General features: G+C 56.1%; 19 protein-coding genes. 16 read left to right on the top strand and 3 right to left on the bottom strand.

The window, feature by feature from the left end:
- Positions 1 to 52 precede the first annotated feature (52 nt).
- Positions 53 to 727: a RadC family protein gene (gene radC, locus E2K99_RS05725; protein ID WP_034338236.1), complete on the bottom strand. Its 675-nt coding sequence runs from the start codon at positions 725 to 727 to the stop codon at positions 53 to 55.
- A 238-nt stretch (positions 728 to 965) separates the two neighbouring features.
- Between radC and E2K99_RS05730 the strand changes: the two genes are divergently transcribed.
- The 10 genes from E2K99_RS05730 to E2K99_RS05775 all read left to right on the top strand — a co-directional run bounded on the left by E2K99_RS05730 (position 966) and on the right by E2K99_RS05775 (position 11,439).
- A complete protein-coding gene (locus E2K99_RS05730; RefSeq protein WP_039785208.1) occupies positions 966 to 1,421 on the top strand; it encodes an FKBP-type peptidyl-prolyl cis-trans isomerase in 456 nt (151 codons plus the stop codon).
- Positions 1,422 to 1,480: 59 nt separating this feature from the next.
- On the top strand, positions 1,481 to 2,449 hold the full coding sequence (gene ispH, locus E2K99_RS05735; protein ID WP_134221621.1) for a 4-hydroxy-3-methylbut-2-enyl diphosphate reductase: 969 nt from the start codon (positions 1,481 to 1,483) through the stop codon (positions 2,447 to 2,449).
- A 614-nt stretch (positions 2,450 to 3,063) separates the two neighbouring features.
- Positions 3,064 to 3,993 (top strand): branched-chain amino acid ABC transporter permease, encoded by a 930-nt coding sequence (locus tag E2K99_RS05740; RefSeq protein ID WP_034338197.1) that lies wholly within the window; start codon positions 3,064 to 3,066, stop codon positions 3,991 to 3,993.
- Positions 3,994 to 4,065: 72 nt separating this feature from the next.
- Positions 4,066 to 5,280: an ABC transporter permease subunit gene (locus tag E2K99_RS05745; protein ID WP_134221073.1), complete on the top strand. Its 1,215-nt coding sequence runs from the start codon at positions 4,066 to 4,068 to the stop codon at positions 5,278 to 5,280.
- A 15-nt stretch (positions 5,281 to 5,295) separates the two neighbouring features.
- Complete coding sequence (locus E2K99_RS05750) at positions 5,296 to 6,063, top strand: ABC transporter ATP-binding protein (RefSeq protein ID WP_034338203.1); 768 nt, start codon at positions 5,296 to 5,298, stop codon at positions 6,061 to 6,063.
- 15 nt (positions 6,064 to 6,078) lie between these two features.
- Positions 6,079 to 6,804, top strand: a complete 726-nt coding sequence (locus tag E2K99_RS05755) for an ABC transporter ATP-binding protein (RefSeq protein ID WP_034331852.1) — start codon at positions 6,079 to 6,081, stop codon at positions 6,802 to 6,804.
- 278 nt (positions 6,805 to 7,082) lie between these two features.
- Positions 7,083 to 7,562: a hypothetical protein gene (locus E2K99_RS05760; RefSeq protein WP_134221622.1), complete on the top strand. Its 480-nt coding sequence runs from the start codon at positions 7,083 to 7,085 to the stop codon at positions 7,560 to 7,562.
- Positions 7,563 to 7,583: 21 nt separating this feature from the next.
- Complete coding sequence (locus tag E2K99_RS05765) at positions 7,584 to 8,951, top strand: protein kinase domain-containing protein (RefSeq protein ID WP_134221623.1); 1,368 nt, start codon at positions 7,584 to 7,586, stop codon at positions 8,949 to 8,951.
- A complete protein-coding gene (locus E2K99_RS05770) occupies positions 8,951 to 10,108 on the top strand; it encodes an ATP-binding domain-containing protein (RefSeq protein ID WP_134221624.1) in 1,158 nt (385 codons plus the stop codon). Before E2K99_RS05765 ends, E2K99_RS05770 begins: the two co-directional genes overlap by 1 nt.
- Entirely contained in the window at positions 10,105 to 11,439 is a 1,335-nt protein-coding gene (locus E2K99_RS05775) for a hypothetical protein (RefSeq protein ID WP_134221625.1), read from the top strand. Before E2K99_RS05770 ends, E2K99_RS05775 begins: the two co-directional genes overlap by 4 nt.
- A gap of 207 nt (positions 11,440 to 11,646) precedes the next feature.
- On the opposite strand, the gene E2K99_RS05780 is transcribed toward E2K99_RS05775, so the two are convergent.
- The gene (locus E2K99_RS05780; RefSeq protein ID WP_134221626.1) at positions 11,647 to 12,117 is read right to left on the bottom strand and encodes a PA2169 family four-helix-bundle protein; all 471 of its coding nucleotides are present in this window, start codon (positions 12,115 to 12,117) and stop codon (positions 11,647 to 11,649) included.
- 78 nt (positions 12,118 to 12,195) lie between these two features.
- Complete coding sequence (locus E2K99_RS25440) at positions 12,196 to 12,357, bottom strand: hypothetical protein (protein WP_158601235.1); 162 nt, start codon at positions 12,355 to 12,357, stop codon at positions 12,196 to 12,198.
- Between the two features lie 344 nt (positions 12,358 to 12,701).
- Here E2K99_RS25440 and E2K99_RS05785 point away from each other — a divergent pair, with 344 nt between their 5' ends.
- The 6 genes from E2K99_RS05785 (at position 12,702) to E2K99_RS05810 (ending at position 15,413) form a co-directional block, all read left to right on the top strand.
- Positions 12,702 to 12,899: a CsbD family protein gene (locus tag E2K99_RS05785; protein ID WP_034338209.1), complete on the top strand. Its 198-nt coding sequence runs from the start codon at positions 12,702 to 12,704 to the stop codon at positions 12,897 to 12,899.
- 38 nt (positions 12,900 to 12,937) lie between these two features.
- Positions 12,938 to 13,120, top strand: coding sequence for a hypothetical protein (locus tag E2K99_RS05790; protein ID WP_134221627.1), 183 nt, complete (start codon positions 12,938 to 12,940; stop codon positions 13,118 to 13,120).
- 445 nt (positions 13,121 to 13,565) lie between these two features.
- Positions 13,566 to 13,880: an ElaB/YgaM/YqjD family protein gene (locus E2K99_RS05795; protein WP_134221628.1), complete on the top strand. Its 315-nt coding sequence runs from the start codon at positions 13,566 to 13,568 to the stop codon at positions 13,878 to 13,880.
- A 121-nt stretch (positions 13,881 to 14,001) separates the two neighbouring features.
- Complete coding sequence (locus E2K99_RS05800) at positions 14,002 to 14,565, top strand: ferritin-like domain-containing protein (protein ID WP_034338218.1); 564 nt, start codon at positions 14,002 to 14,004, stop codon at positions 14,563 to 14,565.
- Positions 14,566 to 14,637: 72 nt separating this feature from the next.
- Positions 14,638 to 14,850: a CsbD family protein gene (locus tag E2K99_RS05805; protein ID WP_034338221.1), complete on the top strand. Its 213-nt coding sequence runs from the start codon at positions 14,638 to 14,640 to the stop codon at positions 14,848 to 14,850.
- A 185-nt stretch (positions 14,851 to 15,035) separates the two neighbouring features.
- Positions 15,036 to 15,413 carry a hypothetical protein gene (locus E2K99_RS05810; RefSeq protein ID WP_039788833.1) on the top strand — a complete coding sequence of 126 codons (378 nt, stop codon included), beginning with the start codon at positions 15,036 to 15,038 and terminating at the stop codon, positions 15,411 to 15,413.
- Positions 15,414 to 15,428: the final 15 nt, after the last annotated feature.

Raw genomic sequence — 15,428 nt, forward strand, 5'->3', positions numbered from 1 at the left:
GGCGCAATCCCAGTCCTGTAAAGGCTTTGCGGCCGATCTGGCTGGTTGCGGTTCACACCTTGCCGTGGTCGGCAAAGGAATACAGGCGTGTTCCGGCCACCACGATGTGGTCCAGCAATTCCACCTCGATGAGCTCGAGGGCTTGCTTGAGTGTCTTGGTCAGGCGCAGATCGGAGTCACTGGGCCGCGGGTCGCCTGAAGGGTGGTTGTGGGCCACGATGACCGAAGCGGCGTTGTAACGCAGCGCCATCTTGACCACTTCCCGGGGATGGACCGTGGTCTGATTCAGCGAGCCCCTGAACAATTCTTCCGTCCCGAGCAGGTTGTTGCGCATGTTCAGGAAGAGGGCGACGAAACATTCATGTTCCTTGCCGAAGAAGGTCAGCTTCAGGTATTCGCCCACGACGCGCGTGGAATTGAGGGCCGATGCCTGCTTCAGATCGCTGTGGATGGCGCGCTTGGCCAACTCCAGAGAGGCCGATAGCTGGGCGCATTTGGCCGGGCCGAGGCCGTTGCCCAGACTGGGTTCGCGCTGAACGGCCTTGCACAGGCCTTCGAGCGAGCCGAAGCGGTGCAGCAGATCCATGGCCAGTTCCATGACGCTCTTGCCCGGTGTGCCCACGCGCAGAAAGATGGCCAGCAATTCCGCATCGGAGAGGCAGGCCGGGCCCAGCTCCAACAGACGTTCGCGTGGCCGCTGTGCGGCGGGCCAATCGACAATGGACATGGTCATGAGATGAATCTCCTTTCATATTGCGTTCGAGAGGAAAGACGGCAGCCGGTCCCGCTGCAACCATCCAACAGAAGCCCGGCACCGCCGCAGTGCGCTTGCGCCGCCGCAAGGAAGTGTCCGATGCGCCCGCCGCCAGCGCAGCCGGATGCAGCTGACAGCGGCAGAGCGGGCCAACGTGGCTTACAATAGCGGGCTCTTGTGCACCTTCCCGCTTCCAAGCCCGTTCCCAGCCATGTCCAGCCCAACCGTCCCCGTCGTCACCGAAAACGCCTATCTCACCTTGCATTACCGCCTGGCCTCGCTGGACGGCGAAGACATCGTCAGCACCTTCAACGAAAATCCGGCCACCCTGCAGTTCGGCCAGGGCCAGCTGGCTCCCTTCCTCGAAGCCTGCCTGCTGGGCCTGCCCGAAGGCACGCAGCAGACCTTTGAACTGAGCCCGGCCCAGGCTTTCGGTGAGCGCAGCGAAGAGCTGATCCAGCGCATCTCGCGTGCCACGCTGGAAGAAAACTCGTCCATGGATGAGGACTATCGCGTCGGTGACCTGGTCGACTTCGCCGCCCCCGGTGGCGGCCGCTTCGCCGGCATCCTGCGAGCGATCGATGATGATGGCGCAATTTTCGACTTCAATCACCCGCTGGCCGGGCAAACGCTGAAGTTCGAAGTAAAAATCATCGGAATCCTGTAAGAGCCTCGTCATTTGGCGAGTTGGCCCTCGCAATGTTTTGAAGAATCAAGGAAATGACCATGACCATGGAACAAGCCGAATCTGAAATCCTGCTGGCCCAGCCCCGTGGTTTCTGTGCGGGCGTGGACCGCGCCATCGAAATCGTCGAACGTGCGCTGGCGCAGTTCGGCGCACCCATCTACGTGCGCCATGAAATCGTGCACAACGCCTATGTGGTCAATGACCTGCGGGCCAAGGGCGCGGTCTTCATTGAGGAGCTGGCCGACGTGCCGGCCGGCAATACGGTCATCTTCTCGGCCCACGGCGTGTCCAAGGCGATCCAGGCCGAGGCGGCCGAGCGCGGCCTGACGGTGTTCGATGCCACCTGCCCGCTGGTCACGAAAGTGCATATGGAAGTGGCCAAGATGCGCCGCGAGGGCCGCGAGATCATCATGATCGGCCACGCCGGCCACCCCGAGGTGGAAGGCACCATGGGCCAGACCGAGGCCGGCATGCACCTGGTGGAGACGGTGGAAGACGTCCAGCGTCTGCAGGTGGCCGATCCCGAACTGCTGGCCTATGTTTCCCAGACCACACTGTCGGTGGATGACACGGCCGACATCATCGCCGCCCTGCGCGCGCGCTTCCCGGCCATTGCCGAACCCAAGAAGGGCGACATCTGCTACGCCACCACCAACCGCCAGGAAGCCGTGAAGTTCATGGCCCCGCAGGTGGAAGTGGTGATCGTGGTCGGCAGCCCCAACAGCTCCAACTCCAACCGCCTGCGCGAACTGGCCGAGAAGAAGGGCGTGCCCGCCTTCATGGTCGACAACGCCGCCCTGATCGACCCGCAATGGGTACAAGGCCGCCAGCGCATCGGCGTCACGGCCGGTGCATCGGCACCGGAAGTGCTGGTGCAGGCCGTGATCGATCGCATCAAGGAAATCGGTGCGCGCAGCGTGCGCATCCTGGACGGTATTGAAGAAAACGTCACCTTCCCCTTGCCCAAGGGCTTGGGTACCCGCACGCCCTCGGCCGAATCGGCATGAGCCTGAATCAGCCCTGTGACAAAGGGTGAAGATTCGGACGAAAATCACGTCCGGCGTTTGCGCAAAGAGGCCTGCTGATGCAGGCCTTCTTCATTTCCGCGACAGGTGTTGTGAAGTCGCCGACAATTCATTGGTCTTACCGCACTTTCTTCTGTAACAGGCGATTGTTTGTGCTCGATTGTTGGAATCTTCTGCGTATAATTCCGCACCATTATCGACGGACCGCCCAAAAGGCGGCCGAGCGCTAGCCCTCACAAAGAGGGCAGGGCGTCGCCAACGCGGCGTCAACCAGAGACGGGAGACATCCATATGTACGAGCATCTGCCCACCGGCCTCGCCCGGTGCCTCCGGCGAAGACCTCCCGGGCGCCCGCCCAGTCGATGCGCCAGCTCCGGCCCAAGCCGCCCGCACGGCTACTGCGGCTGAATTTCCCTCCATTCCCTCCGTCAGCGAGCCCTGCTCGTCGGGAACGCGTGCACCCTTTTTATGAAGAGTGATAACGCGATCCCGGGTTTCGGGAACGGATTTTGCTAATCGACATGCTTTCGCGCGGTGTCCGCTTTGGTGCAGACCCACGTGTTTTTCTTGTTTCCATTTAGATCGAAGAGTTATTCATGGACATTTTCATCCAGCAGATCATCAACGGATTGGTGCTAGGCAGCATGTACGCACTGATCGCCCTGGGCTACACCATGGTGTACGGGGTGCTGAACCTGATCAACTTTGCCCACGGCGACATCCTGATGGTGGGCGCCATGGTCGGCCTGTCGATCCTCAAATTGGTGCAGCAGGTCGCGCCTGACCTGCCGGGCATCGTCAAGCTGATCATTGCCATCGTCGGTGCCATTCCGGTGTGCGTGATCGTCAGCCTGCTGATCGAACGCATCGCTTACCGTCCGCTGCGCAACGCGCCGCGCCTGGCGCCGCTGATCACCGCCATCGGCGTGTCGATCCTGCTGCAGACCTTCGCCATGATGATCTGGGGCCGCAGCCCGCTGCCGTTCCCGCAGATCATGCCCTCGACCCCGGTCAACATCGCCGGTGCCCTGATCTCGCCGACCCAGATCATGCTGCTCATCCTGGCCCTGGCCGCGATGATCGGCCTGGTGCTGATCGTGGAGAAGACCAAGATGGGCCGCGCCATGCGCGCCACTGCCGAGAACCCGCGCATCGCCGGTTTGATGGGCGTGGATGCCAACCGCGTCATCATCGTCACCTTCGCCATCGGCGCGGCACTGGCCGCGATTGCCGGCGTGATGTGGGCTGCCAACTATTCCACCGCGCAATTCGCCATGGGCTTCGTGCCGGGCCTGAAGGCCTTCTCGGCGGCCGTGCTGGGTGGTATCGGCAACATCTACGGCGCCATGCTGGGCGGCATCCTGCTGGGCCTGATCGAGAGTCTGGGTGCCGGTTACATCGGCGACCTGACCGGCAACTTCCTGGGCAGCAATTATCAGGACATCTTCGCCTTCATCGTGCTGATCATCGTGTTGACCTTGCGTCCGTCCGGGATCATGGGTGAGCGTGTGGCGGATCGGGCCTGAGTTTTTAAGATTTAAAACCTTAAAAACTTAAAAACAGAAACTTAGAAACTTAAGAAATCGGAAGAGAACACTATGGCTCTCATGACCTTCGACATGAAGCGCAACCCCCAGCAGGCGCGGTTCAGCCTGCTGGCGCTGTTGGCGCTGATGATCATCTTCCCCATGATCGCCCAGCATTTCGGCAATTCGTGGGTGCGCATCATGGATATGGCGCTGCTCTACATCATGCTGGCCCTGGGCCTGAACGTGGTGGTGGGTTTTGCCGGCCTGCTGGACCTGGGCTACATCGCCTTCTATGCCATCGGTGCCTACACCGCTGGTTTGCTGGCCTCGCCGCAGTTCGCGCAGGTGATCGAATCCTTCATCAACACCTATCCGGCCATCGGCAATTTCCTGGTCTGGCTGTGCGGTCCGCAGATCGTGCAGAACGGCATCCACTTGTCGCTGTGGCTGATCGTGCCGATCTCGGGCGTGCTGGCGGCGCTCTTCGGTGCGCTCCTGGGTGCGCCGACCCTGAAGCTGCGCGGTGACTACCTGGCCATCGTGACGCTGGGCTTCGGCGAGATCATCCGTATCTTCATGAACAACCTGAACGCGCCGGTGAACATCACCAACGGTCCGCAGGGCATCAACCTGATCGACCCGATTCGCGTGTTCGGCGTGTCGCTGGCCGGTGAACCGGGTTCGGGTTCGATGCTGAAGATCTTCGGCATGAACCTGCCCTCGGTGAACGCGTACTACTACCTGTTCCTGGTGCTGTGCATCTTCGTGATCTTCTTCTCGAGCCGCCTGCAGGATTCGCGCCTGGGCCGTGCCTGGGTGGCGATCCGTGAAGATGAAATCGCCGCCAAGGCGATGGGCATCAACACGCGCAATGTCAAGCTGCTGGCCTTCGCCATGGGCGCTTCGTTTGGTGGCGTGGCCGGTGCCATGTTCGGTGCCTTCCAGGGTTTTGTTTCGCCTGAATCCTTCTCCCTGACCGAATCCATCGCCGTGCTGGCCATGGTGGTGCTGGGCGGCATCGGCCACATTCCGGGCGTGGTGCTGGGTGGCGTGATCCTGGCGGCGCTGCCGGAAGTGCTGCGCCACGTGGTGGAGCCGCTGCAGATGGCCATCTTCGGCAAGGTGTGGATCGATGCGGAAGTGCTGCGCCAGCTGCTCTACGGCCTGGCCATGGTGATCATCATGCTGACCCGTCCGGCTGGCCTGTGGCCCTCGCCGCGCCATGAAGACCGTCCCGAAGTGGACCACACCAAAGTCGGTACCACCGGCGAAGTCAAAGCTTAATCTGGAGCACAGAACATGACACAAACACTGCTCAAGATCCGTGACGTCAGCAAGCGTTTCGGCGGCCTGCAAGCCTTGAATGGCGTGGGCATCACCATCGAGCGCGGCCAGATCTATGGCCTGATCGGCCCCAACGGTGCCGGCAAGACCACGTTCTTCAACGTCATCACGGGCCTGTACCAACCCGATACCGGCAGCTTCGAACTGGACGGCAAGCCCTATTCGCCGAGCGCCCCGCACGAGGTGGCCAAGGCCGGCATCGCCCGCACCTTCCAGAACATTCGTCTGTTCGGTGAAATGACCGTGCTGGAAAACGTGATGGTCGGTTGTCACGTGCGCACCAAGCAAAATGTTTTCGGTGCCGTGTTCCGCCACAAGGCAGCGCGTGACGAAGAAGCGGCGATCCGCGCCAAGTCGCAGCAACTGCTGGACTTCGTGGGCATCGGCCAGTTCGCCAAGCGTACTGCGCGTCACCTGTCGTATGGCGACCAGCGCCGCCTGGAAATCGCGCGCGCTCTGGCGACCGATCCGCAACTGCTGGCGCTGGACGAACCGGCGGCTGGCATGAACGCTACCGAGAAACTGGCCTTGCGCGAGCTGCTGGTGAAGATCCAGGCCGAAGGCAAGACCATCCTGCTGATCGAACACGACGTGAAGCTGATGATGGGCCTGTGCAACCGCATCACGGTGCTGGACTATGGCAAGCCGATTGCCGAAGGGGTGCCGGCCGACGTGCAGAAGAACCCGGCGGTGATCGAGGCCTACCTCGGTGCAGGACATTAAGCGAGACCACAGAACATGACAACGAACATTCTCAAAGTCGACCAACTGAGCGTGGCCTATGGCGGCATCAAGGCCGTCAAGGGCATCAGCCTGGAAGTCAACGACGGTGAACTGGTTACCCTGATTGGTGCCAATGGCGCCGGCAAGACCACCACCCTCAAAGCCATCACCGGCACGCTGCCCAGCAGCAAGGTCGACGGCCACGTGTATTACATGGGCAATCCGCTCAAGGGCAAGAAGTCCTTCGAGCTGGTCAAGGACAAGCTGGCGATGGTACCGGAAGGCCGTGGCGTCTTCACGCGCATGAGCATCCAGGAAAACCTGTTGATGGGCGCCTACACCAGCAATGACAAGGGCCAGATCCAGGCCGACGTCGACCGCTGGTTCGAGGTCTTCCCGCGCCTGAAGGAACGTGCGGCGCAGATGGCGGGCACTTTGTCGGGTGGCGAGCAGCAGATGCTGGCCATGGCGCGCGCGCTGATGAGCCATCCCAAGCTGCTGTTGCTGGATGAACCCTCGATGGGCCTGTCGCCGATCATGGTGGAGAAGATTTTTGAAGTGATCCGCAATGTGTCGGCGCAGGGGATCACCATCCTGCTGGTGGAACAGAACGCCAAGCTGGCGCTGCAGGCGGCGCATCGCGGCTACGTGATGGAGTCGGGCCTGATCACCATGGAAGGGCAGGCGCAGCAGATGCTGGATGATCCGCGGGTGAAGGCGGCTTATCTGGGTGAGGGGTAAGTCGAGCCAATAATTCTTAAATGATATAAATCATTTTTGATGGATCGAAGAAAAAAGCGCAGCCGAGGCTGCGCTTTTTGTTTTGGGGAAGCTAATTTCCCAGGAGACGAGCTATTTCGGACAGAAAGACGCGACTATAATTTTAATGCGTTGCCTCAATGAAAAGATAATGAACATATGTTGCATATTGTTCTTGGCCCATCACAAAATCGCCTTATTCCTTGATTGCCAGCGTAGCTAAAATAAATAACTGACTTAACTTAATCAAAGTCCGAAAAATGATATTTAAAGCCCCATATCTTTACCGCGCGCAGTCAAATAGATATTTGAAAGGTCAAGCCGGTATTTTTTTGAATCCAAACATACTTCGCGCTAGAAGGCCGCGCGATATGCCGATGCATGTTCATAACGCGATAAATGATTGGTTTATTGAGAGCTTTAATATTGGCTACCGGGGGGACGCACTATTTTGTACTGGGGATCGATCAGTGGCGGCAGGATACGTCACGAAAGATTCAACACTCATCGCAATTGCGCCACTTGGAGATTACACAGTTTGTTACAGCGCGAAATGTAAAGACTTATTCGGTTATTATCAGTTTTACTGGAGTTCGCCCGAAGCGACCCTCGAAAAGATTAAGGCGGATCTTGAGTCTTTAGATTTTGTTCACGAGAAAAATGGCGATTTGACCGCTGCAGCGGTAAGCGGAAACGAGGTAATGATTGTCGCTGAGCGCTTTCAATACTGTCTTGTTTAGTTGCGTTAGGGGGAAGGGGAGATGGATTTTGCTGAGGCGCAAGTTTTTGCGGATTCGTTGCTGTCAAAAGGAGAAGTGGGAGGGTGGGAGTTATTGGAATATTTGGCACACGGAAAATCTGCAGTGCTTTTGAAGGCAAGACGTGGCGGAAAGGTGTCCGCTTTAAAGGTGTTTCATTCCGGCTTGATCGAAGCCTATGGTAGAGACGCCCAGCTAATTCGAATTAATCGTGAAAAAGAGCTGATTGATAAAAAGCATCCAAACCTTATTAGTATTTTGGATGCCGGAGCCTGTGAGGCGACTGGCCATTTGTATGTAGCGATGGAATTAGCTGGTGGCCGACCGTTATCGACCCAGCTTATGTCGATTCCTCGCAAGAATATACCAATGCTTATAGAACAGTTGGCTCGTGCAGCTGAACAATTGGAGAACTGGGGGCTGACGCACCGGGATATTAAGCCGGATAACATCCACATAAATGAACAATCTACTTCTTTGACCTTATTAGACTTTGGAGTCGTAAAACCTCATGGCGACGATTCGGCCACTTCACTCCAAGTATCTAAGGCATTTATCGGAACACATCAATATAGTCCGCCGGAGATGATCCACGGCAAAGAGAAAGATACTTTGGATGGATGGCGTGCCATAACGTTTTATCAAATCGGGGCAGTTTTGCATGATCTCATTACGCAGAAACCGATTTTTCATCATGCGACCGCAAGGCACGCCAACTTAGTCTCGGCTATTGATAACGAAGATGTAGTGCTAAGGACTGATGATGTAGATCCGCAGCTATGTAATCTCGCGAAGCGATGTCTGGTAAAGCGACCGGATGAAAGACTGGAGCTGGTACGATGGGATGACTTTAAATTCTCTGATAGTGCGTTAAAGAAGCCATCGCTTGAGGCACGTCGTGATGCTCTTCAAAGACAGCTTCGATTAGGGAAATCCCAAATGCGGGCGGACGTACTTGAAAATTATGAAGAACGGAGATTGGCGCAAATTCGACTGCAGGAGTCGATAAGATCTGCGCGATTCCAGTTCGATGGTGCGCTAGCAGAACTTGGTGAGCTCGTCCCTGCTCGCTCGACATTCGTGGACGGGGGGGCATATCCTAGCCCTGCCATGACCTATGTGTTTGAGTCAATGTCTTCAATAGGGATTTCATCGCCGGTTCGCATTCAGGTTGCTATAGGGCTCAACGGAGAGCGAAGTATTCTAGATATCTACGTCCGTGCTTCTAAGGGGCATACAGATACTGAAGTTGGTTGGAATCACTTGGGCCCCAGTTTAGATAAACTGGATGGTTTCTCCAGCACGTTCCAAGAGTGGATGCTGACAATTTTTGAGGAGCTAATTGGTCAAGTTAATGGAGGTGACGAGTAATGTCAGGAACTTGGTGGGTTGAAGAGCGGGATTTGCTGGAAGAGCAGCTTGAAGTTCTGAGTGTTGATCTGACCGAAGATCTTTTTCTCTCGGGGCCGCCCGGAAGCGGTAAAACAAACCTTCTGTTGCTGCGCGCAAACCATATGGTTATAGCGTCCCCTGAACACGAGTTTTATATCATATGCTTTACAAGCTTATTGCAGAAATTTATTCGTACGGGCGCGACCATCTACTCATTTCCAGAGAACAGAATAATTACCCAACACAGACTATTTGAGCAGGTGTTAGGTGATCATGGCTTCCTCCCTCCGAGAATAAAAGGAGAATCTTATTCTGAAAGAGATGCGGCGCTATTGGCGGGGATGGATGCGATGATGAAAGCTGGTGTGGGAAAAGATAGCTACCCCATTCTTTTCATTGACGAAGCACAAGACTATTCCAAAGAAGTCCTCACGGTGTTTAAATACCTGGCCAGAAATCTGACATGTGCAGGTGATTTACGACAAGGAATCTATGGTGCTGGAGTGAGCGGAGCAACGTGGTTGCGTGAATTTTCTTGGAGTAAATCGATCAATTTAAAATTCCACCATAGAGTCGCGCCGGCAATTATCGATGTGGCGGACAAGATTATGAACGGAAAGTTTGATCACGTCCCAATGATGGAAACCCATCAATATAAAGGTGATGTCGGATCGGTTGATGTGCAGTCCGGCATACCATTTTCAGAGCAGTTAATCCGGCTAGTCTCTAAGCTCATTAAGCAACTGGCAGTTTATCCTGGTCAGATCATTGGGGTTTTAGTGCCTCATCGGAAGGATGTTGAGTACGTTGTGGCGGAGCTTCTAAAAAATTTAGAGCTTCGTCCACATGTTACGAATGCTATGTCTCCCGATTTTGCTCCCGAATTACGTATTTGGGTTAGTACAGTTCATTCTTCTAAAGGGCTTGAGTTTCGATGCGCACATATTGTTGCTGCGGATGATTTTAAAGATTTTCAGCAACAGGAAAGGCGCGTCGCGTTTATGGCTGTTACGCGAGCAAAAACAGCGCTGAACATCTATCACGAAAATGCGCTGCACCCGTTTTTTGCGTCTGCACTAGCAAAACCAAATAGCGAGAAAGTCACTGTTAAACGTATCTTTGGAAAAGCGCTATGAAAGAGTTTCGTGGTTTGAATATAGAAGTTAGCGAACTGATTCGTAACTTCGGAAAGATGGCTGACTTACGCACACGTGCGCGCCCCATCGATGCTAGGGATATGGGCGGCTTACTTCCAGAGCGAAAAATTCGTGCTGTCTGGCCAAACGGCGGTGCAGATATTACAGGAGTTCCTGTCATTCTTATAGGCTCAGACACGGTCTTGATGAACTTTCTATCTAAGATGCTTTCTCTGCCGGGTGGTATTGCCCCAGTTACTGCTTTTACAAAAGTTTGGAATATTGAAGATATTGAATTCCGTGACGGACGGGAGCAGTTAAGTTATCCCGCTACTTTGGGATTTATCGGTTTGGTGATAGGAGAGCTTTTCACTACCGTGGGCGTCGAGTCGGATTTAAATCAGGTGGGCATGGATGGTGTTCGTCGGACGCTTTCTTTTGCTTGTGCGCAATCGCTAGCACATAGCTCGAAAATAGATGGGGTTGAAAAGATTGTGAAGCGTTGGGCTGAGGCTTCGATGTTGACCGGGAATAACGTCAATACGGAGGCTATGCTCGGCATCGCTGATTTGAGTAATTTTTTGTTTGAATTGTCAAAGCTAGGTGGTTTTGAATTTATTTCTCCGTATTCTCTAGCACGTGAAATTCAATTTATTTCTTCGATAAGGCGTGATGGAGACGCGCCCGACCTTTTAAAGCAGTCTTTGAGTCAAGTTACCGAAGAAATTGGAAGTTCCAATAGTAGAGAGAAGCGATTTGATCTGGTGATGGAAATGCTTTCTGAGCCAACGCTATTTGGTAAAGCCACAGCATTAGAAAAGGGATTCTTGATTAGTTTAATTGCGCCAGGGTCGTTCGATTTTCTCGAATTGGCAAAGAAGAATGACCTAAATGGCGGTGGAGTCGCAGCTTCCTACTGTGCATGCACAGCGATTCTTGGAGGGGACGCTGTCTTGAGACAATTTAATGGGTTCGGTTTGAATGTTTTAATTAACGGCTTAAATCGAGATAGCGAGGCTCTCGCCGATATTTCGATTATGGAATTGCGCATTCTCAATAACTCTCGCCGAGAAAGTCCCATTCCTTTTCGTACACGCTCGCCCTGGCTAGTTGATGTAGAGCTGGCACCTAATGTGATAGCCAGTTTCGGAAATAAAACTAAGCGAAAGATAACGTCTAAAAAAGCGGATGAAGAAATTGCGGCTGCAGAACGAGATGAGGCGGTTCTGAAAAATCTCATGACTGCCATTCGGGCATTAGAAGATGCTCACCATTCCATTTCTGAAAAAGGACGGAGGAACCAAATCAAAGCGAATTCACGTCTCCGGTAAAAATTTTTTCTGAATTAATCGATGCGTTGAAGCCGGTCTATTTGGTAGATCACTAGAGAGCTTGTTTTTGAAGGGGCTACCCCGTAGTCCGTGGGACGTAGTTGTTGGGTTATATCGGGCAGAAAATAAACCGGTACACTCCAACAAAATTCAGATATGAGAAGTTAAAGCGATAAGCTAGCACTTTCGCTCGCTAGCTTAATCGCATTAATTATTTTCGCTCTTGCGTGCCCGCACCTCATTGCGCAGACTGCGCACCTTGTCGTGGTTGGCCAGCACGCCCTGATACTGGCGCTCGATGACCAGGCGAATATCGGTCGGCAGCTCTTCACTCAAGGCCTTGCGATAGGCGTTGACGGCGGCATCCTCGCCGCGTTCGCATTCGTCCAGAATGCTTTCGTCATCACGTCCGGTGATGGCGCTTTTCAGGTTCACCCACTGGCGGTGCAGCGTGCCGCCCAGCGTACTGTGGCTGGCCGGTTCGCCGCCCAGGCGCTGCACCAGGTCCTGCAGGTCCAGCGCGGCCTGGGCGCAGGCCGTCGCGCGTTCCCTGAAGGTTTCCTTGTAGGGGATATAGCGTTCCTGTGCATCATCTGCGCAGGCACGGAAGCCTTTTTCGCCATCGATGGAAATCTGGATCAGGTCGTTCAGGGTGGAAATCAGGTGGTCGTTGGTCATGTTGTCTTCCTTTCTTGTGGCTCGCCCTCATCAGGCACCGCTGCAGCGCGGGTGCAAATGGAGGCGGCATTGAGTCGATCAGTGGACGAAGAAATAGATCAGCACCAGCAGGAATGCCGGGACGCCACACAGCCATGCGAGGAAATACTTGCCCATGATGTTCTCCTTGTCGGGTTCAGGTAAATGGTCAACGATCCGGTTCTCCCCTTGCTCACCTGCCGGACGAAACGGGACCGTCATTGCACGCTTCCATCCTAGGATCCGGGCGTATCGATTTCCATCGGACGGGACCGCAAGCCGATGTAGGAAACGGCCCAGCTTTTTGCTGCCTGAAACGCTACGGTGAGCACCACCCGACCCGCCGAAACGCCAATGCTGACAAGGCTTTCCGCTTTGTCCTACAAAACAATCGGCCGCCGTCCTATAGAGCAGAACAGTAGGCGCTCGCTATCATTTTTCCCATGATGTTCACGGTCACAGCCGAGCAGCAAAAAGCCGCCACTGCAGATCGCGGACAAGTTCACGTAAGACCTGCACCGCCCCTTTCAATCCATGTTGAACTCTTGACCACGAGGAACCGCATCATGAACAAGAAGACGATCACCGGCCAGTTCAACTTTGCCCTCGGCAAGTTCCAGGAAAGCGTGGGATCGGTGCTGGGCAACGTGCAACTGCAGCGTGCCGCACAGCGCCGCCAGATGGATGGTCGCATCATGCACGCCGTCGGCGAAGCGCAGGATCTGATCAAGCGCTCGCTGCGCCAGCGTGCGGGTTCGCTGTAAGGCGACGCCGTTGCGACGCAAACCGAAGGAGAGCATTGATGAGTTTCGGAAAGAGATTGTTGTGGGCCGCCGGTATCGCCGGTGTGGCCGTTGGTGCCAGCCTGCGCATGCTGGCTCGCCAGGCGCAGCGCCGCGACCAGCGCCAGCAGGAGATCGCCCTGCAGCGTTGGGAAGATGAGGGCGGCAGCCCGCCGCCGGCGGCCCGCCGTCGCGTGCGGTGACGGGCGGCAACGCAGGTTGATGGGCCTTTGTCCTACACGCCAATCGGGCTGACTCCGATACAAAGCGCAACAAGGCATCGGTATCGTGCACCTGACTCGCCGAAGCAAGCGACAGCCCGCATCAGGCATCGAGCGGATAGCGCGAAAGCAGCACCGTGCAATACAGGTAACAGACCAGGTCATACAAGGCAACACAGCAGCAGCACAGCATCAACGAAGGCGCCGGAAATTGCGTCGAGTCAGTCCGCAACCGCCCGGCATGACCAAGAACAAGGGAGGAGATCATGGACAAGCTCGTGCTCGGATGGCTTCTGGGTGTGCCGGTGCTGATGCTGATCGTGCTGCAGTACCTGATGTGAGTAACACCGTGAGAACGCCTCACCCCGGGTGGCCGGATCATCCACGCCGCCCCGATCAAACCGTAACGCATACAAGGAGGCCAAGCATGCAAGCCAACAAGTTCAAGACCGCCCGTACCGACGTGCAATCCCTGCTGCAACAAGCTCAGGACCTGTTCGCCGAGGCCGCCAACGCCACGGGCAAGAAGGCCGACGATCTGCGCGCCAGTGCCCAGGATCTGCTGGAGCAGGCCCTCAACACCGCGCAGGATGCGCAGGCTGCGGTCGTGGAAACCGGCCGCCAGATCGTCACCAGCACCGACGATTACGTGCAGTCCAACCCGTGGCGTGCCGTCGCCATCGGCACCGGCATCGGCCTGTTGGTCGGTCTGGCCGTGGGCCGCAGCGCGGACCGCTACTGAGCACTGAGCAAAGCATTTTCCCGGAAACCGGTGCAGCCCTTGGGCCAGTCCGGATCCAGCCAGGCGCGCTGCCGGCGATGAAAGCCGAAGCGCGCATTAGTCAAGAAACCGGAGAGAAGGAATGACCATGACCAAGAATCCACCGAAGACCGACGTCAAGAGCAAGCAGAGCTTCCACCTCGACAAGGACGCCATCCGTGCCGCCGCCAAGAAGATCGATGACGGTGCCGTCACCGAAGGCTATCGCGGCAACCGCGAAGAAGTCGTGGCGATGTTGAACGATGCCCTGGCCACCGAGCTGCTGTGCGTGATGCGCTACAAGCGCCACTACTACACCGCCAAGGGCCTGAACGTGGAAGCGATCAAGGGCGAGTTCCTGGCGCACGCACAGGAAGAGCAAAGCCACGCCGACCAGATTGCCGAGCGCATCGTGCAACTCAATGGCGAGCCCGATTTCAACCCGAAGACCATCGCCGAGCGCAGCCATGCGCAATACGACGAGTCTGAAGACATCAAGGACATGATTCGCGCCAACCTGGTGGAAGAGCGTGTGGCCATCGAAGCCTATCGCCAGATGATCGAACGCATCGGCGACGACGATCCGACCACCAAGCACCTGCTGATCCAGATCATGGCGCAGGAAGAAGAGCACGCAGACGACATGAGCGATCTGCTGGGCCTGTAAGCCCGCTCAGAACGCACTGGAACAGCCGACCATTCCGGGAATTCGTTCCCGCAACTTTGCAAGGAGACTGACATGAACTGGGACATCGTTGAAGGCAACTGGAAGCAATTCAAGGGCAAGGCCAAGGAACAGTGGGGCAAGCTGACCGATGACGACCTCGACGTCATCGCCGGCAAGCGCGACCAGCTGGCCGGCCGCGTGCAGGAAGCCTACGGCGTGAGCAAGGACGAAGCGGAAAAGCAGATCCGCGACTGGGAAGATCGCAACAAGGATCTGCGCCAGTAAGCGCCCCTGCTTGTCGACGTACCGCCGCCGGGCGCGCAGTCTCGGCGAGGGTACGGCAAGGAGTTGGAGTGTGTGAGTGTGAGTGAGTGCAAGCGCAAGTGCAGGACGCAGGCCGGTCACCATGCCGGCCTGCATAAGAATACGGCCCCAGGCCGCAACCCAAGCAAACCATGAGGAAGGACACAATGAAAAAAATCATCGCAACCATGATCTTCGGCGCAGCCGCTATCGGCATGCATGGCGCAGTCTTCGCAGCCGATCCGGCAGCGGCCCAATACAAGGCCGACAAGTCCAAGGCCGATGCCGACTACAAGATGGCCAAGAAGAAGTGCGGTCCTTTGAAGGGCAACGACAAGGACGTCTGCGAGAAGGAAGCCAAGGCGGCCCACGAATCCACCATCGCTGACGCCAAGGCCAAGCGCAAGGGCGTGGAAGCCGACAAGGACGCCATGAAGGACAAGAACGACGCCAACTATGACGTCGCCAAGGAAAAGTGCGATGCCATGAGCGGCGACGCCAAGGACAAGTGCGTGGCCAATGCCAAGGCCAAGTTCGGCAAGTAATCCTGTCCCGCGCGA

Origin of the sequence: Herbaspirillum huttiense, from assembly GCF_004367745.1 — a bacterium.
GTDB lineage: Bacteria > Pseudomonadota > Gammaproteobacteria > Burkholderiales > Burkholderiaceae_D > Herbaspirillum > Herbaspirillum huttiense.